The following is a 19,205-nucleotide window of genomic DNA, read 5'->3' as shown; positions in this document are numbered from 1 at the left end:
CCCTCCCGCTGGCCCGGCACGGGCTCGAGTGGGTCCAGCCGGATCTCGCGCTCGCGCACCCGTTCCCGGACGGCTCGGCCGCCGTGCTCGCGTCGGACCCCGCCGAAACCGCGGCCTCGCTCGGACCCGACGATCACGGCGCCTACCTGCGGCTGATCGGGCCGTTCCAGGGGCGCTGGCACCAACTGGCCCCGGACGTGCTGCGAGCGCCGTTCGTCGGAATGCCCGCGAACCCCGCGCTGACCGGCAGGTTCCTGCTACGCGCCGCGGCCCCGGCGGCGCTGCTGAACCGGATGTTCCGCGGCGAGCGGGCGCGTGGACTGCTCGCCGGGTTGGCCGCGCACGCCATGGCGCCGTTGACCGCACCGGGCACCGGCGGGCTCGCGCTGATGTTCGCCCTGGCCGCGCACGAGGTCGGCTGGCCCTTCCCGCGCGGCGGCGCGCAGGCGATCAGCGACGCGCTCGCCGACCTGATCACCGGCCTCGGCGGCCGTATCGAGACCGGGCATCCCGTCCGGGCGCTCGACAAGCTGCCCCCGGCGCGCGCCTACCTGCTCGACACCTCGCCGTCCGGGCTGGCCTCAGTGGCAGGCACGATGCTCCCGCCCGGCTTCGCCGCACGCATGATGCGTTACCGGCACGGGCCGGCCGTGTTCAAGCTGGACTACGCACTGAGCGGACCGGTGTGGTGGACTGCGGAACCGTGCCGCCGCGCGGGAACTGTGCACCTGGGCGCTTCCGAAGTGGAAATCGGCTCGGCTCTGCGGCGCGTGCACCGGGGCGCGCCGCCTCGGCCGCCGTTCCTGATCGTCGCGCAGCCGAGCCTGTTCGACCCCTCGCGCGCTCCCTCCGGCCAGCACGTCCTTTGGGTGTACGCACATGTGCCGCACGACTGGACGGGAGATCTGACCGGCGAGATCGAAACGCAGATCGACCGCTTCGCCCCCGGCTTCCGCGACCTGGTGCTCGCGCGCCGCTCCACCGGACCGTCAGACCTGGCTGCCGGCAACGCGAACTATGTCGGCGGAGATATCGCGGGAGGACGCACCGACATGGGCAGGCTGCTGCTGCGACCGAGCCCGACGCGCATCCTGGCGCCGTATTCGACCCCGAACCCCGCCGTGTATCTGTGCTCTTCTTCGACGCCTCCGGGACCGGGCGTGCACGGCATGTGCGGGTACCACGCGGCGCGCGCGGCGTTGCGGCAAGTGTTCGGCGTGCGCATCCCGCCCGCGCCCGGTCCCGATCCGCTGAGTGCGCCGGAACGCAGCTGAGCGGCGATGCTCGGTCACTGGTTCGCCGATCCAGCCTCCTGGTTCGCCCGCGAGGCCTTCCAGCGCGCACTCGCCGCCATCTACCTGTGCGGCTTCCTCGCGGCCGCCCTCCAGTTCCGCGCGCTGCTCGGCGAGCACGGCCTGCTGCCCATCCCGGCCTATCTGCGGCGGACGCCCTTCCGCCGGTCGCCGAGCGTCTTCCATCTCTACTACTCCGACCGGCTGTACGCGGCGCTCGCCTGGACCGGGGCCGCGCTGTCCGTCGCATTGGTCGCAGGTGCGGCTGACGTGGTGCCGCTGGGGGCGGCGATGCTCGCGTGGGCCGTGCTGTGGGCGATCTACCTCTCGATCGTCAACGTGGGCCAGACCTGGTACCACTTCGGCTGGGAGATGCTGCTGCTGGAGGCCGGATTCCTCGCGGTTTTCCTCGGCAACGCGAGCACGGCACCCCCGACGCTCGTGCTGTGGCTGCTGCGCTGGCTGCTGTTCCGCGTCGAGTTCGGCGCCGGGCTGATCAAGCTGCGCGGCGACCGGTGCTGGCGCGACTTCACCTGCCTGCGCTACCACCACGAGACCCAGCCGATGCCCGGCCCGCTCAGCTGGTTCTTCCACCATCTGCCCGACCGCCTGCACCGGGTCGAGGTCGCGGCCAACCACGTCGTCCAGCTCCTCGTGCCGCTCGCGCTGTTCACCCCGCAACCCGTGGCCGGCGTGGCCGCCGCGGTGATGATCGCCACTCAGTTGTGGCTGGTCCTGTCCGGCAACTACGCCTGGCTCAACTGGCTCACGATCGTCTTGGCGCTGCCCGTAGCGGCCGGCGCGCTCGGCTCCCGGTTCGCATCCGCGCCGAGTCCCACGCCGGGCGCCGGACCCGAGTGGTTCCAGGCCCTGGTGCTGGCGCTGACGGCGCTGGTCGTGGGCCTCAGCTACCGTCCCGCGCACAATCTCGCGGTGCGACGGCAGTTGATGAACTACAGCTTCGAGCCGCTCCACCTGGTCAACACATACGGCGCGTTCGGCGGAATCAACCGGACGCGGTTTGAGCTGGCGATCGAGGGGACCGCCGACGGCGACCTCGCCGCGAATCCGCAGTGGCGGGAGTACGCGTTCAAAGGCAAGCCGGGCGACCCGCACCGGATGCCGCGTCAGTTCGCTCCGTACCACCTGCGGCTCGACTGGCTGATGTGGTTCGCTGCTATCTCCCCGCACTACGCCGAGCCCTGGCTCCACACGCTGCTCGAAAAGCTGCTGGAGGGCGACCGCGCCATGCTGCGGCTGCTGCGCGGCGACCCGTTCCCCGAGGGGCCGCCGAAGTGCGTGCGAGTGCTGCTGTACCGGTACGAGTTCACCACGTGGCTGGAGCTGCGCCGTACCGGCGCGTGGTGGCGGCGTGAACTGTCCGGCGAATATGTCCGGCCGTTCCGGCTCGCGGCGGACCGGGGCACCCGCCGACCCGCGGGAGTGCCCGACATCGGCGCCTGACGCGCCGGACTCGGGGCAGCGGAGGTGCGGAGCTGACGGGTGGGATCGGTTGGGTGGGTCACGCCTTGAGCGCGTCGTCGAGGCGGTCGAAGAACTCCAGGCGCTCGCTGATCAGCGTCACGTCAAGCACCTGGCGCAGCGCCGGCGACAGCGCCGCGATGCGGAAGCTGCCGCCGTGCACGCGTGAAACCCGGTCGGCCGCCAGCAGCACGCGCAGACCGTGCGAGTCGAGCAGCGTGATCCCGGCGGCCTCGAGCACGACCGCGCCGTGCTGGACCAGCGGAAGCAGCACTCGCTCCAATTGGGTCGCGCCCGCCAGATCGACCTCGCCCTCGACCCTCACCAGGGTGGTGTGCAGCGCGCCGTGCTGCACCCGCACCGTCAGCGCCGCGGTGCCGTCGGTCCATGCCTCAAGCACAACGGGCGCAGCCGCAGCCGCAGCCACAAGCGCCGGGGCCGTCCGCTCAGGCCGCGCCACCGGGGGAGCAGGTAGCGTTTTCGTGCTCATCGCGGGATCCGCGCCCGCTGCCCCTCATCGGTCGGGGCAGTCATGCCACAGGCAGCGAGCAGTTCGTCGGCGCGAGCGATGGCCAACAGCCGGCGCGTCCGGGGATGGGCGCCCAACAATCGGAAGCCGGTGCCTCCGGCCTCCGCTTTCAGGCGCACCCACTCGAGGATCCGCAGGCCCGCACAGTCGCAGAACTCGACCGCGCTCAGGTCGACGGACAGGTGCTCGGGAGGGTCGGCGAGACACTCGAGCGCCGCCTCGCGCAGCTGTTCGCCGCTGGACAGATCGAGCTCACCGGCCAGCACGAGGATTGCCTCGCCGCTCAACCGGAGCATTGCCGTACGCAGGATCGGCTTCTCATCCAGCGCCGCGCGCTGTGATATGAGCCTTGCGGACTGGGTGTCGACGCTGGTCGCGACACCTCGGTAGTCCGGGTTGGCCATAGCCATTCCTCCTTCCATCCGCACATGGGGGAGGTGTGTCTTCTAGGGTGGTCCGCCCCCACCATACCTGTCAATGTTCACGTGAAGTTGCTGTTCTCTACTACCTGCGACAACTCACGGGCGTTTTTCAGCTGCAAATGCGAGATGAGTACCGTGCGTAATCGCACTACTCCGCTGTGCCAGCGCACTGGCCCTCCGGCTGATCGCCGGGCGGTTGCAGGAGTGCGCGTGTGCATCCGGGTGACCGAACGCACGCATGGATAGGCCGTTTCGGGTAAACAGGGACGGTCCGTGCGGCAACCGAGATGGGCGGCCGTATAAGCTGATCGTCTGGGAGAGCAATTCCCGAACGTGAATCTCTGTTCATGAATACTTCAGCCCCTTCACCCGCGAAATCCGCCGAGCCCCCGGGTGATGCGTTCCGTCACGACGCGTTGCTCTACGCGGGTGACGAGCAGTTCGTCGAGAGCGTCGGCGCATTCGTCCGCGACGGCCTGGCCCGGGGCCAACCCACCCTGGTCGCGGTGATCGAACCGCGCGCCTCGCTCCTGCGCGACGCGCTGGGCGCCGACGCCCGGGCCGTCGAGTTCCTGGCCATGCGCGAAGTCGGGCGCAACCCGGCCCGGATCATCCCCGCCTGGCAGCGGTGGACGGAGCGCAACGAGGGATCGCGGCGCGGCTTCCGCGGCGTCGGCGAACCGGTCTGGGCCGACCGGACGCAGGGTGAACTGGTGGAATGCCAGCTGCACGAGCAGCTGCTCAACACCGCTTTCCAAGACGGCCCCGCGTGGTGGCTGCTGTGCCCCTACGACACCTCGAGCCTGCCGGCGCCCGTGATCGAGCGCGCGTACCAGGCGCATCCGGGTGTGCTGGTTGGCGGCGTCGCTCGGCAAAGTACGAGCTACCGGCATCCGGGCCTGTCGGTGCCCACGACGTTCGCCGAGCCGCTGCCGGAACCAGACGCGGGCGCGGTCCGCTACGAGGCCGCGTTCGGGCTAGATCAGCTCCCGCAGTTGCGGCAGGATCTGGCCGCCTGCGCCGCGGTGTCCGGCCTCGGACGGCAGCGCACCCAGGACCTCGTGCTCGTGGCAAGCGAGCTCGCGGCCAACAGCATCCGGCACGGCGGCGGTCGCGGCGTTCTGCGGCTGTGGCGGGACGGTTCGCACGTGGTGTGCGAGGTGCGCGATCGAGGTCTCGTCACGGACGCGCTGATCGGGCGCAGGCATCCGGACTTGGTCAACGATCTCGGCGCAGGCCTGTGGATCGCCAACCAGCTCTGCGATCTAGTGCAGATACGTTCGGCTCCTGCGATGGGCACGGTGGTGCGGGTGCGTCTCGCCGAGACGAGCCCATAGGCGCCGAATACCAGGCGTCACCAGGGTTTTGGTGGTGCTTCACTGCCCAGATTCCTGCGTGGTCAGGCACTGGCAGCCCGTCGCATGTGAATGTCATTTCGGCGGATCCGACCGTTTCACGGGGCATGGAGGGGTAAAGCCGGGGCATCGGATCTCTGCCGAACGAACCGGGGCGGTGGTTGGGGATGCACATCGAGCGCGGCGCGCTTCTGGCGGACCGCTACCTCGTCGAGGAGCGTCTGGGGACCGGGGGAATGGGCTCGGTATGGCGTGCACGCGACCTGCGCCTAGAGAGACCGGTGGCGCTTAAGCTGGCCGACACGACGCTAACTTCGGGCGGGACCGTCGGCCAGGCCCGGCGACGGCTGCGCCGAGAGGCGGACGCCCTCGCAGCGCTGACTGAGCCGCGCATCGCGAGCATCTACGACATGTTGGAGACGGACCAGGACGTGTGCCTGGTTATGGAACTGGTCGACGGTGAGAGCCTCGCGGCCCGCCTGGAGCGCGAGCCGCGCATCCCCGTCGCCGAGGCGCTCCAGATAGCCGCGGAGTGCGCGCAGGCGCTGAACGCCGCGCACCGGATCGGCATCGTGCACCGGGACGTGAAGCCCTCCAACATCATGCTGGCCGCGGACGGCGCGCGGATGGTCGATTTCGGGATAGCCGCCTACACCGGCCCCGCCCACGCGCACACGACCCAGACGATGGCGCGGAACCTGGTGGGCACCGCGGCGTATTTCGCACCCGAACGCGCAACCGGTGCACCGGCCGGACCCGCTGCGGACTTCTATTCGCTGGGCGTCGTGCTCTATCAGATGGTGGCCGGGCGTCTGCCGCATCGCGCGGAAGACACGCTCGCCATGCTCTACGCCCACGTCACCGCCAAACCTGAGCGGTTGCCGGCCGACATTCCCGCGCCGGTCAGGGTGTTGTGCATGCGGCTGCTGGACAAGAATCCGGGGTCTCGGCCGACGAACCTCGCGGAGATCGTCGCCGCGCAGGACGCGGTGGCAGACGCGCCGGTGACATCAACAAGAACGCTGCCGCTGCCCCACATACATCGACAGCGCTTCATCACGGCTCTCGCCGCAGCCCGGCCACGAGGGCGAAAGGGCATGCCGATCGCGGCCCTCTCCGGTGCGGCAGCCCTCCTGGCCGCCGCGACCAGCTGGATCTTCGTCAACGAATCCGGACACGCAGGAGCCGCAATGCCCGCGACGAGCGCCAGCCGCCCGTCGAGTCAGAGGTCTGGCAGCGCCGTCGTCCCACCGCTGGCCGAGCTCGTGAACGCGATGCCGACACCGAGTAAGCCTTCGCCGACGAAGCCGGCGAAATCGCTTCGACCGGTCGTTCATGCAAAGCATCACGGCCGCAGCGGCGGGGGAGACGGTGGCTGAGGCCGCGACACAGCCCGGCCGTCACGCCGCCAGATCGCGGCCGCTACCTGCCAGGCGCGCGCCAGAGGTCCCGGTGACCAGGAAGATCAGCCGCTCGGCGACCTTGACCGCGTGGTCGGCGAAGCGCTCGTAGTATCGGCTGACGAGCGTCACGTCGATGGCGGTCTCGGTGTCGGGCTCGCCGTCCAGAAGCTGGGTCAACACCGTGCGGTGCAGGTGGTCGACGGTGTCGTCCTCGAGTTCGAGCTCTTCGGCGGCATGGACGTCCTTGCCCTCGATGATCTGCCCGACCTGGCCGGCCAGCCGCACCCCGATCCGCCCCATCTGCTCGAAGGTGCTGCGCAGGTGCGGCGGGATCGCGGAGTCGGGATACCGCATGCGCGCGACCTTCGCGATGTGCCCGGCCAGATCGCCCATCCGCTCGATCTCCGCGCTCATCCGCAGCGACGCCACCAGAGTGCGCAGGTCGCCGGCCACCGGTTGCTGACGGGCGATCAGGTCCATGGCCCGCGCGTCGAGCTCGCGATGCAGGGTGTCCACCGCGTCGTCCGCGGTGATGACCGACTCGGCCACCGGCAGGTCCGCCTCGAGCAGGGCCCAGGTCGCCCGGGCCAGCGCCACGGCGACGAGATCCGCCATGCGCCGAAGAGTGCAGCCGACCGAGTCGAGCTGTTCGTGGTATGCGTCCCGCATCTGTCCCCTCACAGTGAGTAAAGTCTAAGCTCCTTACCCGGGACGACGGCCTTCATGCACGTTCTTGCGTAGTGCGGTGCGGTGCACCGGCGTGGCTCCCTGCGCGAGCGGCCCGACGACGTCGTGCGCTACTGGCCCAGTACCGCCGAGCTCGCGATTTTCCACTGGCCCTGCTGGAACACCAGACCGAAGCTGGTGCGCTCCTCGGCGGTCGAACCGTCCTTGTAGAAGTAGTCGATCGTCGCGACCACCGTCGATGGCGGCTGCGCGACCACGTCGGACACGGACACCCGCTGGACCTTCGACCAGAACGACTGGTACCCGTTGCGGCCACCGGCGTGGTTCTGCTGGTAGTCGGCGGTCATCCAATTCCAGCCCTGATCCAGGTTGTCCGGCATCAGCTTGTAGTAGTCGACGATCGTGGACGTCAGCTGGTCCGCGAGACTCTGCGATGCGGAAGCCGACGGCGGCGCGGCCGGGGCTGACGCGGCCGATGAAGGGCTCTGACCCGCCGTTGCCCCCGCCCCGATCCCCGCTCCCGCGGCGGCAGTCGTGTGCGACGCTTTCGGAGACGGCGTTTCCGTGGCACTGTGCCCAGCCGGAGCGCCCGAGCCGCTCGCCGTCGGGTGGCCGTTCCCGTGCAAAAGCAGTGCGACGACCACGCCGACAAGGAGCAACGCGGCAAGGAGGCTGACCACGAGGGAACGTCTGGCGGTCGGCGAGAAGGGTGTGCGGCTCGGCGGCGCTTCAGCTACAGCTACGGGAGGCGGCGCGGCAGGCGGGTCGGCAGCTTCCGGCAGTGCGACCGCCTCTTCGACCGGGATCGCTGCCGTGCCCGCCGCGCCCTGAGTGCTCTCGATCGACTCAAGCGCACGCTCCACTTGAACCGGCGTCGGGCGCAGCGCGGGATCCCGTTCCAGCATCCAGAGCAGGATGGGCGCGAGCGGGCCCGCGTGCGCGGGAGCGGGGATGTCTCCGTGCACGATCCGGTAGAGCTGCGCGATGGCGCTCTCGTCCGTGCCCGACGGCGGTTCCCCTTCAAGCAGGGCGTAGAGCGTCGCGCCCAGTGAGTACACGTCGCTGCGGGAATCAGCCGACTGGCCCTGGGCGACCTCGGGGGCGATGTACGAGATCGTGCCGAGCAGGACGCCGCTCGCGGTCACCGAAGTGTCACCGACTGCCCGGGATATGCCGAAGTCGGTCAGCTTCACATCACCGCTCTTCGCCACCAGCACATTGCCGGGTTTGACGTCGCGGTGCACGATGCCCGCATTGTGCGCCGCGGTGAGCGCGGACGCGACGTGCGCGCCGATGCGTCCCGCCTCGCGCGGATCGAGCAGGTCACCCGCCGCGAGCATCTCCGACAGGCTGCGCGAATCCATGTACTCCATCACCAGGAACGGCCGGCCTTCGTGCTCGACGACGTCGTACACGCCGATCACGTTCGGATGGTGCAGGCGGGCGGCGATCCTCGCCTCGCGCATCGCCCGGCGCGCGGCGTCCTCGTCGGCGGTGCCGGCGATCGACCCGGCCGCCAGGGACTTGACGGCGACCGTGCGGCCGAGCGTTTCGTCTTTCGCCCGCCAGACCACGCCCATTCCGCCGCTGCCTATTTCGGTGATCAGCCGGTAGCGTCCGGCGATCAGGTCATCGTCCTGGGTCACGGCAGATCCGTCCGGTATTCCTCAGCGCCGGTCCGATCCGTCGCAGAAGGCATTCACTACTCCCCGAAATCAGTCAAGGCAAAAGGGCGGATACGCCGGTATAAACCGGCAGGTGGCGCGGGAATCGACGCCCTCAGTCCAGATCGTCCTCGTCGTAGCCCGCCTCGGGGTCGTCAACTACGTGCATCGCCGCCTCTTCCGCGCTGGCGGCACCGCCGTCTATCCCCACGTCCGACGCCCACAGGTCCGCGTCCTCGCCCGATTCCAGCGGGATGCCCGCGTCGTGCGAGACCAGCCGGCCGCTGCGGCGCTCGCCGGCCTCAGGGTCGACCAGCTCGCCGTTGTCGGGGTAGTCGCCGATCCCGTCGCCCACCTCGTCGTCGGACTCCGGCTCCTCCTGCGCCAAGCGCTGGTCGAGGGTCTCGCCCGCCTGCTGTTCCGCCGCGGTCACGCCGTAGCGTTCCGCCCCGAGCGGCCGCTCCGGCGGGGAGTATCCCTCGTCGAGCGCCGAGACGGCACCGCGGTCGTCGAGCGTGTCCTCGGGCTCCAGGACGCCCTCGTCGTCCTGCACTTCCGAGCCGTCGGGCTGGTAGACCTCGTCGCCCATGAGCTCGTCGTCAGACATCGGGACCTCCGTGGCTTGGGTTGCCGATCAAACCCACCCTAGTGATCGCGCCAGCCCAGCGCATACTTCTGCGGGCTGACACGCATGTTCGCTTCACACGCGCTCCCACGAGAGGCGCGTTCGTGGGGCCGTTCAACCGATACGGGTGACGACGTAGATCAGCAGTCCCGCAAGCGCGCCGACGACGGTGCCGTTGATCCGGATGAACTGGAGATCCCGCCCGACCTGGATCTCCACCTTGCGCGAGGTCTCCGCGGCGTCCCAGGCGTCGACCGTGTCGGTGATCAACGCGGTGATCTCACTACGGTACGTAGTGACCACGTACACCGCCGCGTCCTCGACCCAGGTGTCGAGCTTGGCCCGCAGCCGCTCGTCGAAGGTGACCCGCCGGCCGAACGAGGCCACGGCGTCGCGCATCCGGGAGCGCAGCTCGCTGTTCTCGTCCTCGGCGGCGGACACGATCACGGCGCGCAGGGCCTGCCACGACGAGCCGACGATCCGCTGCACCTCGGGATGCTCGATCAGCTCGCGCTTGAAGCGCTCGGTGCGCGCGAGCGTGTCCGGGTCGGTGCGCAGGTCCTGGGCGAAGTCGGTGAGGAAGGTGTCGATCGCGGCCCGCGCCTGGTGGTCCGGGTCGTCGCGGACGGCGGTCGCGAAGCGAATCAGCTCCTTGTGGATCAGGCGGGCCACCCGCTCGTCGACGAACCGCGGCGTCCAGCTCGGCGCCTCCCCGGTGACCGTCCGCTCGATCGCCTCCGGGTGCAGCTCCAGCCACTCGACCGCACGGCGGCACAGCAGGTCGACCAGCGGTCGGTGGCCTCCGTCGGCCACGAACCGGGCGAGCAGCGTGCCGGCCAGCGGCCCGATCGGCTGCTGCGCCAGCCACCGGTTCGTGGTGCGGCTGAGCACGGTCTGCACGTCGTCGTCCCGGAGCACCGCGAGGACACCGCGCAGCAGCCCCGCGGCCTCGCGGGTGACCCGCTCGGCGTGTTTCTCGTCGGAGAGCCAGCCGCCGAGCCGCCGGGACAGCTCGACCGCGCGCAGCCTGGCCCGGATCACGTCCTGCGCCAGGAAGTTCTCCCCGACGAAGTCGCCGAGGCTGCGACCCAGCGCCTGCTTGCGGTGCGGGATGATCGCGGTGTGCGGGATGGGCAGGCCCAGCGGGCGTCGGAACAGCGCTGTGACGGCGAACCAGTCGGCCATCGCGCCCACCATCGCCGCCTGCGCCGCCGCGCCCAGGTAATCGGCCCACCCGGCGCCCCGGCCCTCCTGCCAGCGGGCCAGGACGTAGAGAAGGGTGGCCGCGAGGAGGAAGCCGGTGGCCACGGCCTTCATCCGCCGGACGCCGCGCCGCTTGATCACCTCGGCGGGTGAAAGCTCTCTCACCCCGTCATTCTGCCCAATCGCGGCCGGGCCCGGTGCGTGGATCCCGGCGATTAGATCATCTGTACCCGTTCGTCCTAGTTATTGCCACGCTGCGTTGGCACACGATCGCGCTCAGCTGACATGAGACGGCGAAGCGGACGCCATGCTGGCCGGTATGGGCGGCCTGACATCCGCGCACGCTGCGGGCGGGGCGTTCCTCAGCGCACTGACCCGCGCCGCGCCTGACTACGACGACCTCCAGCCGCGACAGTCGGTGCAGGACGCCCAGCGCTCGGGGTTTCCGACGCAGTACGCATGCTGGGAAGACCAGGCCGCGCGCATGGCGCACCAGGTCGCCGCAGGTGACTGACACGCGCTGGCACGCTGTACGACGCCGAATGGTTAACCGGTTTGCATGAGTGCTTGATCACTGTGGCAATGTCATGCCGCTTGGTTGCCCTTAGGTGCAAGCGTGGACGCTACCGTGTGGTCCCATGAGCCTTTACACCGTCGTCCGCCATCCCCGGGTGCACCTGCGCCGCCACCACGGCCCGGTCCGCCTCGAGCATGAGCACGTCGGCCTGAACGGCAAGATGGCCGCCTGGATCACCCGCCGGATCGGGTCGATGTGGACGGTGTATGTATGCGTCGGGGTCACCGCCGGATGGATGCTGCTCGGCTCGCGGCGGCTGCTCGGCTTCGACCCGTATCCGTACCCGTTCCTGTTGTTCCTGGGGAACGTCGTCCAGCTGCTGCTGATCTTCATCATCCTGCTCGGCCAGCAAGTGCTCGGGCGCAGCTCGGACAAGCGCGCCCTGCAGACGTACCTCGACGCCGAGGCGATCCTGCACGACTGCGAGCAGATCCAGAACCACCTGATCGCCCAGGACGCGCACCTTCAGTCGTGCGTCGAGCTCGACATGAGCGAGCGGGCGGAGCTCACCGCGGCGGCCGGGCGGCTGGAGGCGCCGCCGATCACCGCGGACGAGTACGTGGGGTTCAACGGAAAGCTCGCCGCCTGGATCACCTCGAAGGTGGGCACCATGACCGCCTTCTACGCCGCGACCGCCTTCCAGCTCGGCTGGATCGTCCTGGCCCAGACCCGGGTGATCACCTTCGACCCCTATCCGTTCAGCTTCCTGCTGTTCCTCTCCAGCCTGGTGCAGCTTCTGCTGATGTTCGTGATCATGGTCGGGCAGCAGGTCATCGGGCGGGCCGCGGACAAGCGGGCGCTGCAGACGTACCTCGACGCCGAAGCGGTGCTGCACGCCTGCGAGCGGCTCCAGGAGCATCTGCGAGCCCAGGACCTGGCGATCCGTCACGTCGTGGAGCACATGGAGGAGTGCCGCGTCTCCTGACCCGCGAGCCGTTCATCCGAACGCAGCAGTTGGTCGCGCAGGGAGTACGGCAGCGCCGCCGGATCGACGGACGACCGCCACCCGCGTCGCGCTGTTACCCGGCTCTTATGTGCCGGAACTCGTCATGACGGCATGGTGAACACTCGCCCGGAATGGGATTTCGATCTTGATCCGGCCGGGCGACGGGGCAAGTGTGGCAGATGCGCATCGAGACCACTGGCGATCACAATCACAGGAGTCGTGCCCCATGACCAAGCGCACCACCCGGTCGGCGGCCCGGCGGGCCGCCCTCGGCGCGGCGGCCGCGTCGGCGCTCGTCGCAGCCGCGGCCCCGGCGCACGCCGCGGACCACGCGGCCGCCCCCGCGCTCACGCTCCGGCTGTTCGCCGCCGCCCCGGCCGGGTACTCGAACCCTGATGACATCACCCGGCTCGGCAGCCTGATCTTCGTCACCTACCAGAACAACGCCGGGCCGACCGGCGCGCCGGCCGGCAGCACGTCGGACATCGTCGCGTTCGACCGGCACAGCGGTGAGATCAAGCAGCGCTACACGATCCCCGGACGGGTGGACGGCCTGACCGCGGACACCCGGCACAGTCGCGTGATCGCGACCGTCAACGAGGACCTGAACTCGACCCTCTACGTGATCACCCCGTGGGCCGGGCAGGCGGTCAAGCACTACACCTACAGTCCGGACCCGGCCCAGACCGGCTCGGACGGGACCAACGGCGGCACCGACTCGGTGTCGATCAGCTCGGACGGCACGATCTACGTCGCGCACTCCAACCCTGACGTCTCGCTGCCCGCGCCCAACGACGCCGCCGCCGTCTACACCGTGGAGCTGACCGGTTCGACCGCGAAGCTGACCCCGCTGTTCGGCGTCAACGACACCGCGGCCGTCATCAACCCGGCGCCGGGCGCCCCCGCCTGGGCCCCGCTGGGCCTGACCGACCCGGACTCGAACCGCTGGATCCGCGGCCACGACGGCGGCACGCTGATCCAGGACTCGCAGGCCGACAGCAAGCTGGTGTTCGCCTCCGACCTGGACGACAAGACCCCGACGCTCAAGCAGCTGAACCTCACCAACGCGACCGCCCCGTCCGGCGGCGCGGCGACCCCGCAGCTCGACGACATCGTGCAGGCCGGCGGCGAGGGCACGCTCTTCGTGGTCGACCAGAAGAGCGGCGACATCTACCAGGCCGACACCGACGGCGTGGCGGAGGGGACGCTGTTCGTCTCGCAGCCGGCGCCCGGCAGCGGTGACCTGCCGAACGACCCGGCCCTCGGCGTCGTCGACCCGACGACCGGCGTGGTCACCCACCTGTGGGTCGGCGTCACGCTGCAGAGCCCTAAGGGCCTGCTGTTCGTGTCGGGCTCGGACGACTGACCCGGGAACTACGGACCCAGACTCGTCGGTGCTTCGCCGACGGCGGCCCCTGGCCTGCGGGATCAGGATCGGTATCCCGCGGGCCGGGGGCTTTGCGTCTTCGTGTGCTCAGATGCTGACAACGGCCGCCGACTCGGCGAGACCGCGCCCGGTGTCCCTGCGCCTGGGCAGTCGCTCCCGCCCTTTCGCGCCCGACGACCCGTCAGCGCGCTCGCTTGATCTTCAGCGTGCAGTGAGCGAGCGAGCCGGTCACGTAGACCTGCGGCCCGGTCCACTCGACGACGCGACGTCCGCGCCGGTCGCTGAGGTTGGAGTGGCGCCGCACCAGTTCGTCGGTCTCGATCAGCATCCCGGCGGGTGCCAGAAGATGGATCACCGAGTGCCGCGCCTCGATCTCCAGCCGCAGGCCGTCCGCGGGGAGCGGGGAATGGCGCAGATCCAGCGTGGCGACCGCGTGCGCGAGTTCGAGCGTCACGGCGCGCGGAATGTGCCAGCCGCCCAGCCGCTCGATCTTGCCGTGGCGGATCGCCAGGCGCACCGACTCGCGGTCGGGCCGCAGGGTCGCCGGCCGGGTGTCGGGCAGGTCGGCGGTGAGCACGTCCAGGTCGGCGAACGTGCGGGCGACCAGCGCCGCCTCAAGCCGACCGTCGAGCTCGTCGAGGGTCAGGCGCCCCTCGCCGGCAGCGTTGCGCAGCCGTTCGACCGCCGCCTCGCGCTCGACGTCCCCGACCCGCTGCTGCGCCCGCGCGACCACGTCCCCGTTCGTCATGTCAAGCATGGTAGCGAGACCGCGATCGCCGGTGACAGGGCGTCTGAGCTCAGTGCGACTGCCAGGTGAACAGCGCCGCCTCGAAGCGCCGCGCGGCCAAGTCGTCCGGATCGATCAGCCAGTACAGCGTTCCGGTGTCGCCCCAGCTCATGCTGGCGTCGCCGTCGCTGCCGAGCTGGGCGAGCAGGACGAGCCGTCCGGCCAGCTCCTCGCGCTGCTTAGAAGCCTCGTCGTCGTTGCCCGGGAACCGGCCGTAAGCCGCCTCGGTCTCCGCGGACCCCTGGATGGGCTGGGCGTATCCGCCGATCTGGTGGTACGGCGCCCGACCACGGCGCACCGTGTCCAGCGCGGCAGAGAATTCGCTGCCGACCGTGGCTTGCGCGCTCGGCGAGGCGTCGGGGTCGTACGGGTCGCCGAACGCGGCGCGGAAAGCGGGGTGCTCGAAGTCCGGCGCGGTCGCGATGAGTTCCGCAGCGAGGGGGAGCATCGGATACGCGGTGATCCCCTCGGGCGCCTGACGCTGCGTCATCTCGGCGTCGGCAGAGACATAGATGACGCGCGAGCCGCCGCGCGTGCTCTCGGGACGCCAGTAGTCGACCGTTGTGTCGTCGTCCCCGACTTGCCCGTCGAAGTAGAAGAACAGCAGCGCCCCGTCGGTCGGCAGCGCGAGGTCGAGCTCCCCGACCGGCAGCGAGCCGCAGTCGATCGCGCCGAGGAACGCCAGCGGACCCTGGCCCTCCCACTCCGGCCACTCGATGTCGTCGGGCAGCAGCGGGTCGCCGCCGAGATAGCCGACGACCTGTTCGCCGGGGGAGAGGGCGCACAGCCGGACGGCCGGGCGCAGCAGGCCTGTCCAGGCGGCCGCACCCTCGGCGTCGAGGTACTGGCGAGCAGCTACGGCAAGGTCGGAATCCGCGATCAGCATGCACTCACTCTGCCAGACGCTCGGCGCGGCCGAGGCGCCGCCGTCAGAATCCCCGCTGCCGCTCCCCTTCTGCCTCCGTCAATATCCACATACGTCCATTCCACCCCATTTATCGCGCGGTGAACCGGTCGAGCGCACGGCGCCACTCCGCCCGGAACGCATCACTTCCCGTATGCCCCGAATCGCTGACCGCGACCAGTTCGGCGTCCGGCCAACGCTGCGTCAGCTCCCAGGCCGAGTCCAGCGGGCTGCTGCCAGCGGATTTCTGCCGGGCGGCCCGTCGTGACGCCGACGATGACGATCTCGGACACCCGCTCGGGATGGCGTTCGGCGTAGGCGAGCAGGAGCGTCGAACCCCATGAGCCGCCGTTGAGCAGCCATCGCTCGATGCCGAGGTGCTCGCGCAGCTTCTCCATGTCCGAAAGCAGCTGCTCGGTGGTGTTCACGCTCAGGTCCGCCGCCGGGTCGCTCGCACGCGGGATACTGCGCTCGGCGCCGCGCTGGTCGAAGAGGATCACCCGGTAGCGCTCCGGATCGAAGTAGCGCCGCGTCCCCTCGGAGCAGCCCGAGCCGGGGCCGCCGTGGACGAAGACCGCGGGCTTGCCGTCCGGGTTGCCGCAGGCCTCCCAGTAGATCTGGTTGCCGTCGCCGACACCCAGCATCCCGTGCTCGTACGGCTCGATCGGCGGGTAGCGAACGTCCACGAAGCCCTCCTGATGGGGGAGGTGGGACAGGTCGCGCGGCTGGCGCGCCTCAATCCGTCGCCGATAACAGGCCGCGCCGCGTGCAAACGGTGGTTGACGGCGCTACTCACGTCAACACGCCGCACGTCAACACGGTGCTGTTTAACCGCGTGCTGCCCGGCTTCCCAGCGGTGCTATTCGACAGCGGCGACGGAATCCGCCAGATCGTCAGCCATCTCGTCGCGCTCGGCCATCGCCGTTGCGCGTATGCCGGAGGGCCGCGGGAATCCTTCGCCGACGCCGAACGGCGGCGCGGATTCGTGAAGGCGTGCCAGAACACGGGCATGCGCATCCTCGACCTCGGCGCATTCCCGCCGGTGTTCTCCGCGGGCGCGCGTCGCCGACCTCGCCGTCGAGGCCGGGGTCACCGCGGTCATCGCCTACAACGACCTGGTGGCCCTCGGCGTGCTCGCCCGGCTGAGCGACCGGCGTATCGATGTCCCACTGGAGATCAGCGTCGTCGGGTTCGACGACATCCCGCTGGCGTCGCTGAGCGCGCCGCGGCTGACCACGGTGTCGCTGCCGCTCGAACAGGCCGGCCGCTCGCTGCTCGAACTGCTGCTGCACCCGCAGACCGACGGGCAAGGCAGCGCCGTGCCGTGCGGACGGCTGCTGCCGGTGTGGCTCGTGATCCGCTCCTCCACTGCACCCGTGCGGCGAGCCCGGACCTGACCGGACTGGGCGCCGGCGCGCCACGCGGTGCGACAGTCGTCGACTGTTGTCAGAATTCACCTGACACCGAACCGAACTGATGACGTGGAGCGGGCGATGGCGGCGAAGCAGAGCGCGGGCGTCCTGTTGTTCCGGCGCACCGGCGGCCCCGGCGGCGGCGGGCTTGAAGTGCTGCTCGTGCACCCCGGCGGCCCGTTCTGGGCGCGCAAAGACGACGGCGCGTGGTCGATCCCGAAGGGCGAGTACGGCGCGCCGGGAGAGCTGGACGGGGAGGAGGCGCTCGAGGCCGCGGTGCGCGAGTTCGAGGAAGAGACCGGGCATCCGGTGCCGGCTGGCGACCGGCTTGAACTCGGGACGTTGAAACAGCCGGGCGGGAAGGTGGTCGCGGCCTGGGCCGTCGAGGGCTCCATCGACGCCGATGCGATCACGAGCAACACCTTCGAACTCGAGTGGCCGCCGCGCAGCGGGAAGCGGGCCAGCTTCCCCGAGGTCGACCGCGCCGGGTGGTTCGGCCTGCCCGAAGCGCGGACCAAGATCCTCAAGGGGCAGGCCGAATTCCTCGACCGGCTGACGGCGCTGCTCGGCTGATCAGCGTTCGAACAAGGCCAGCATGTCCGTCTTGCCGAACATCCGGGCCGCCTCCATCGCCGACGGGAATCCCGCGGCTGGATCCGCTCCGGCATCGAGCAGCGCGCGCACGATGGTTTCCGAGCCCTTGAACACTGCGCCCGCCAGCGGGGTCTGCCCCTTGGCGTTGGCATGGTTGGGGTCGGCCCCGCGCTTGAGCAGCGCCGCCACCGTGTCGACGTGGCTGTGGTACGCGGCAAGCATCAGCAGTGAGTCGCCCGCGTCGTTGGTCAGGCCCGCCGGGGCGCCGTCGTCCAGATACTGCGTCAGGGTCTCGGTCGCCCCCTCCCGCGCCAGGTCGAACAGGGTCGCCGCCACTTCCGGGCTCGTCTGGTCCGGCTCGCTCATATGCAGTTCAACCGTTCTTAGTGAGTCGTGGAGGTCTAGCCTAGAGTTCGAATACCGTCGGCCGCTCGTCAGGAGTCGTAGTGCCGCTAAAGGGCCTCAGCCTGCTGCCCGTGTGGGTGGCCTGGCTGGTGTGCCTCGCCCTCGGCCTGCACGCCGCAGGTCCGGGAGCCACGGCCACGGTCGCGGTGACGTTCGCCCTCTTCGTGGCGCTCGCGCTCGCCTTCAGATCCCGGGTCGACGCCGCTGTCGGCGCCGACCTGAGGCCCGCCCGCACGGCCGTCGAAGCCCGGGCGCGACGCACCGTCTTCCTGCCCCAGCGCGACCCCGACGCATCGGGCAAGCCCCGGCCCCGAGCACCAGGACACTGCCGCACGACCTCGTGACGTCGCAGTATCCGGATTCCACACTCGAAAGGCCGTTGCTCCATGTCTCCCTTTGCCCTGCTCAATCCTGCCGTCAACGCCGCGTATCACGCCGTCTACGGCATGGCCGCCGCGCTCGCGCCGGTCGTCGGTGACGGCGGCTTCGCCGTGGCCATCGTGCTGTTCACCCTTGCTGTCCGCCTGCTGCTGCACCCGCTCGCCCGCACCCAGGCCCGAGCGGCGGCCCGCGCCCGAAGCGCCCGCGCCGCGCTCGCACCCGAACTGGCCAAGCTGCGGCGCAGGCACCGCAACGATCAAGCCCAGCTCAACCGGGCCACCGTCGAGCTCTACCGTAAGCACGGCATCTCGCCGTTCGCTGGATTCCTGCCTCTGCTCGCGCAACTGCCGGTGTTCGCGCTCATGTACCGGCTGTTCTCGACGCGGACCATCGGCGGCCGAGCCAACCTGCTGCTCGGCCACGGCATCGCCGGAGTGCCGCTCGGCTCGTCCCTGCGTGGCGTGCTCGCCGCGGGTGCCTTCACCCATCTGGCCGTCTTCGCGGTCCTGTTGCTGGCCGTCGGCGCGGTCGCACGGTGGTCATCGGAGCAGACCAGGGCGCTTACGGCGAGCGCCGCCGCGGCGGGCGAACCTAACCCACTCGGCCCAGTGGCGCGCTGGCTGCCCTACGGCACGGTCCTCAGCGTCGCCTTCATCCCGCTCGCCGCCGGCCTCTACATCGCGACGACCACGCTCTGGACGGTCGCCGAGCGGGCACTGTTGGCGCGCGGACTGGCCTAAGTTACGCTATATCGCGATTCTCGTGTGGCTGGAGGGAGCGCAGCGGTGGGCGATCAGGCAGCGGTCCGCATCGACGGGAACCCGTCCCCGCGGTCGCCGGACCTGCCGCGAAGCCAAGCCCAGCCACCGGATCCGGTTCATCGCGAGAGTCGAGGCACATCGCGGTCGGATACTCCACTCCCTGTCGCCGCTCTCGTCCTCGCCGCCGGGGGCGGACGGCGGCTGGGCGGCCAACCCAAGGCGCTGCTGCGCCACCACGGCGAATACCTCGTCGACCGCGCGGCCCGGGTCGCCCGCGAAGGCGGCTGCGACCCGGTGATCTGCGTCCTCGGCGCGGGCGCGGACGACGTGCTCCACCTCGCCCGGGCCGACACGCTCGACCAGGCGGTCGTCAACCCGGACTGGTCGAC

The 19,205-nt window shown here is 70.2% G+C and carries 22 protein-coding genes and 1 pseudogene; 12 read left to right on the top strand and 11 right to left on the bottom strand.

The features are described 5' to 3' along the window. Positions 1-1,274 (top strand): NAD(P)/FAD-dependent oxidoreductase (locus VGZ32_RS11385; RefSeq protein WP_326885911.1); only part of this gene is annotated, 1,274 nt, incomplete at its 5' end. A gap of 6 nt (positions 1,275-1,280) precedes the next feature. Continuing rightward, on the top strand, positions 1,281-2,756 hold the full coding sequence (locus tag VGZ32_RS11380) for a lipase maturation factor family protein (protein ID WP_326885910.1): 1,476 nt from the start codon (positions 1,281-1,283) through the stop codon (positions 2,754-2,756). A 58-nt stretch (positions 2,757-2,814) separates the two neighbouring features. Here the strand turns inward: VGZ32_RS11380 and VGZ32_RS11375 are convergent, their stop codons facing one another. Together VGZ32_RS11375 and VGZ32_RS11370 are read right to left on the bottom strand one after the other, a co-directional pair. Beyond that, the gene (locus VGZ32_RS11375) at positions 2,815-3,264 is read right to left on the bottom strand and encodes an STAS domain-containing protein (RefSeq protein ID WP_326885909.1); all 450 of its coding nucleotides are present in this window, start codon (positions 3,262-3,264) and stop codon (positions 2,815-2,817) included. Then, positions 3,261-3,707: an STAS domain-containing protein gene (locus VGZ32_RS11370; protein WP_326885908.1), complete on the bottom strand. Its 447-nt coding sequence runs from the start codon at positions 3,705-3,707 to the stop codon at positions 3,261-3,263. Before VGZ32_RS11370 ends, VGZ32_RS11375 begins: the two co-directional genes overlap by 4 nt. Positions 3,708-4,072: 365 nt before the next feature. Between VGZ32_RS11370 and VGZ32_RS11365 the strand changes: the two genes are divergently transcribed. Together VGZ32_RS11365 and VGZ32_RS11360 are read left to right on the top strand one after the other, a co-directional pair. Then, entirely contained in the window at positions 4,073-5,062 is a 990-nt protein-coding gene (locus tag VGZ32_RS11365) for a sensor histidine kinase (RefSeq protein WP_326885907.1), read from the top strand. 185 nt (positions 5,063-5,247) lie between these two features. Then, positions 5,248-6,459 carry a serine/threonine-protein kinase gene (locus VGZ32_RS11360; RefSeq protein WP_326885906.1) on the top strand — a complete coding sequence of 404 codons (1,212 nt, stop codon included), beginning with the start codon at positions 5,248-5,250 and terminating at the stop codon, positions 6,457-6,459. 21 nt (positions 6,460-6,480) lie between these two features. Here the strand turns inward: VGZ32_RS11360 and phoU are convergent, their stop codons facing one another. From phoU to VGZ32_RS11340, 4 genes are all read right to left on the bottom strand, one after another. Next, positions 6,481-7,152, bottom strand: coding sequence for a phosphate signaling complex protein PhoU (gene phoU / locus VGZ32_RS11355; protein ID WP_326885905.1), 672 nt, complete (start codon positions 7,150-7,152; stop codon positions 6,481-6,483). 128 nt (positions 7,153-7,280) lie between these two features. Further along, positions 7,281-8,816: a serine/threonine-protein kinase gene (locus tag VGZ32_RS11350; protein WP_326885904.1), complete on the bottom strand. Its 1,536-nt coding sequence runs from the start codon at positions 8,814-8,816 to the stop codon at positions 7,281-7,283. A gap of 133 nt (positions 8,817-8,949) precedes the next feature. Then, on the bottom strand, positions 8,950-9,441 hold the full coding sequence (locus VGZ32_RS11345) for a DUF5709 domain-containing protein (RefSeq protein ID WP_326885903.1): 492 nt from the start codon (positions 9,439-9,441) through the stop codon (positions 8,950-8,952). A 132-nt stretch (positions 9,442-9,573) separates the two neighbouring features. Beyond that, a complete protein-coding gene (locus tag VGZ32_RS11340; RefSeq protein ID WP_414642531.1) occupies positions 9,574-10,869 on the bottom strand; it encodes a DUF445 domain-containing protein in 1,296 nt (431 codons plus the stop codon). Positions 10,870-10,981: 112 nt separating this feature from the next. Between VGZ32_RS11340 and VGZ32_RS11335 the strand changes: the two genes are divergently transcribed. The 3 genes from VGZ32_RS11335 (at position 10,982) to VGZ32_RS11325 (ending at position 13,551) form a co-directional block, all read left to right on the top strand. After that, complete coding sequence (locus tag VGZ32_RS11335) at positions 10,982-11,176, top strand: hypothetical protein (RefSeq protein ID WP_326885901.1); 195 nt, start codon at positions 10,982-10,984, stop codon at positions 11,174-11,176. A 124-nt stretch (positions 11,177-11,300) separates the two neighbouring features. Next, positions 11,301-12,164 (top strand): DUF1003 domain-containing protein, encoded by an 864-nt coding sequence (locus tag VGZ32_RS11330; RefSeq protein ID WP_326885900.1) that lies wholly within the window; start codon positions 11,301-11,303, stop codon positions 12,162-12,164. Positions 12,165-12,411: 247 nt separating this feature from the next. Further along, entirely contained in the window at positions 12,412-13,551 is a 1,140-nt protein-coding gene (locus tag VGZ32_RS11325) for a hypothetical protein (protein ID WP_326885899.1), read from the top strand. Between the two features lie 202 nt (positions 13,552-13,753). Here VGZ32_RS11325 and VGZ32_RS11320 read toward each other — a convergent pair whose 3' ends face one another. The 4 genes and pseudogenes from VGZ32_RS11320 to VGZ32_RS11305 all read right to left on the bottom strand — a co-directional run bounded on the left by VGZ32_RS11320 (position 13,754) and on the right by VGZ32_RS11305 (position 16,365). Next, a complete protein-coding gene (locus VGZ32_RS11320; RefSeq protein WP_326885898.1) occupies positions 13,754-14,320 on the bottom strand; it encodes a DUF1707 domain-containing protein in 567 nt (188 codons plus the stop codon). A gap of 49 nt (positions 14,321-14,369) precedes the next feature. Continuing rightward, positions 14,370-15,245, bottom strand: coding sequence for a YwqG family protein (locus VGZ32_RS11315; protein WP_326885897.1), 876 nt, complete (start codon positions 15,243-15,245; stop codon positions 14,370-14,372). Between the two features lie 254 nt (positions 15,246-15,499). After that, a pseudogene (locus tag VGZ32_RS11310) lies at positions 15,500-15,907 on the bottom strand (alpha/beta fold hydrolase); the annotation flags it as partial. A gap of 215 nt (positions 15,908-16,122) precedes the next feature. Next, positions 16,123-16,365, bottom strand: coding sequence for a hypothetical protein (locus tag VGZ32_RS11305; protein WP_326885895.1), 243 nt, complete (start codon positions 16,363-16,365; stop codon positions 16,123-16,125). Between the two features lie 16 nt (positions 16,366-16,381). On the opposite strand from VGZ32_RS11305, the gene VGZ32_RS11300 reads away from it, so the two are divergent. Next, positions 16,382-16,660 (top strand): substrate-binding domain-containing protein, encoded by a 279-nt coding sequence (locus VGZ32_RS11300; protein WP_326885894.1) that lies wholly within the window; start codon positions 16,382-16,384, stop codon positions 16,658-16,660. 96 nt (positions 16,661-16,756) lie between these two features. After that, the gene (locus VGZ32_RS11295) at positions 16,757-17,248 is read left to right on the top strand and encodes an NUDIX domain-containing protein (RefSeq protein WP_326885893.1); all 492 of its coding nucleotides are present in this window, start codon (positions 16,757-16,759) and stop codon (positions 17,246-17,248) included. Here the strand turns inward: VGZ32_RS11295 and VGZ32_RS11290 are convergent, their stop codons facing one another. Beyond that, on the bottom strand, positions 17,249-17,635 hold the full coding sequence (locus tag VGZ32_RS11290; RefSeq protein WP_326885892.1) for an ankyrin repeat domain-containing protein: 387 nt from the start codon (positions 17,633-17,635) through the stop codon (positions 17,249-17,251). It abuts the gene before it with no gap. A gap of 80 nt (positions 17,636-17,715) precedes the next feature. On the opposite strand from VGZ32_RS11290, the gene VGZ32_RS11285 reads away from it, so the two are divergent. The 3 genes from VGZ32_RS11285 to VGZ32_RS11275 all read left to right on the top strand — a co-directional run. After that, positions 17,716-18,018: a DUF6412 domain-containing protein gene (locus VGZ32_RS11285; protein WP_326885891.1), complete on the top strand. Its 303-nt coding sequence runs from the start codon at positions 17,716-17,718 to the stop codon at positions 18,016-18,018. Positions 18,019-18,060: 42 nt separating this feature from the next. Further along, positions 18,061-18,795, top strand: a complete 735-nt coding sequence (locus tag VGZ32_RS11280) for a YidC/Oxa1 family membrane protein insertase (RefSeq protein ID WP_326885890.1) — start codon at positions 18,061-18,063, stop codon at positions 18,793-18,795. Between the two features lie 45 nt (positions 18,796-18,840). Continuing rightward, a partial coding sequence (locus tag VGZ32_RS11275) for an NTP transferase domain-containing protein (RefSeq protein ID WP_326885889.1) occupies positions 18,841-19,205 on the top strand: 365 nt, incomplete at its 3' end.

It is taken from the genome of Actinocrinis sp. (assembly GCF_035938995.1).
Taxonomy (GTDB): Bacteria; Actinomycetota; Actinomycetes; order Streptomycetales; family Catenulisporaceae; genus DASZGI01.
This window is presented reverse-complemented; position numbering and strand designations above follow the sequence as displayed.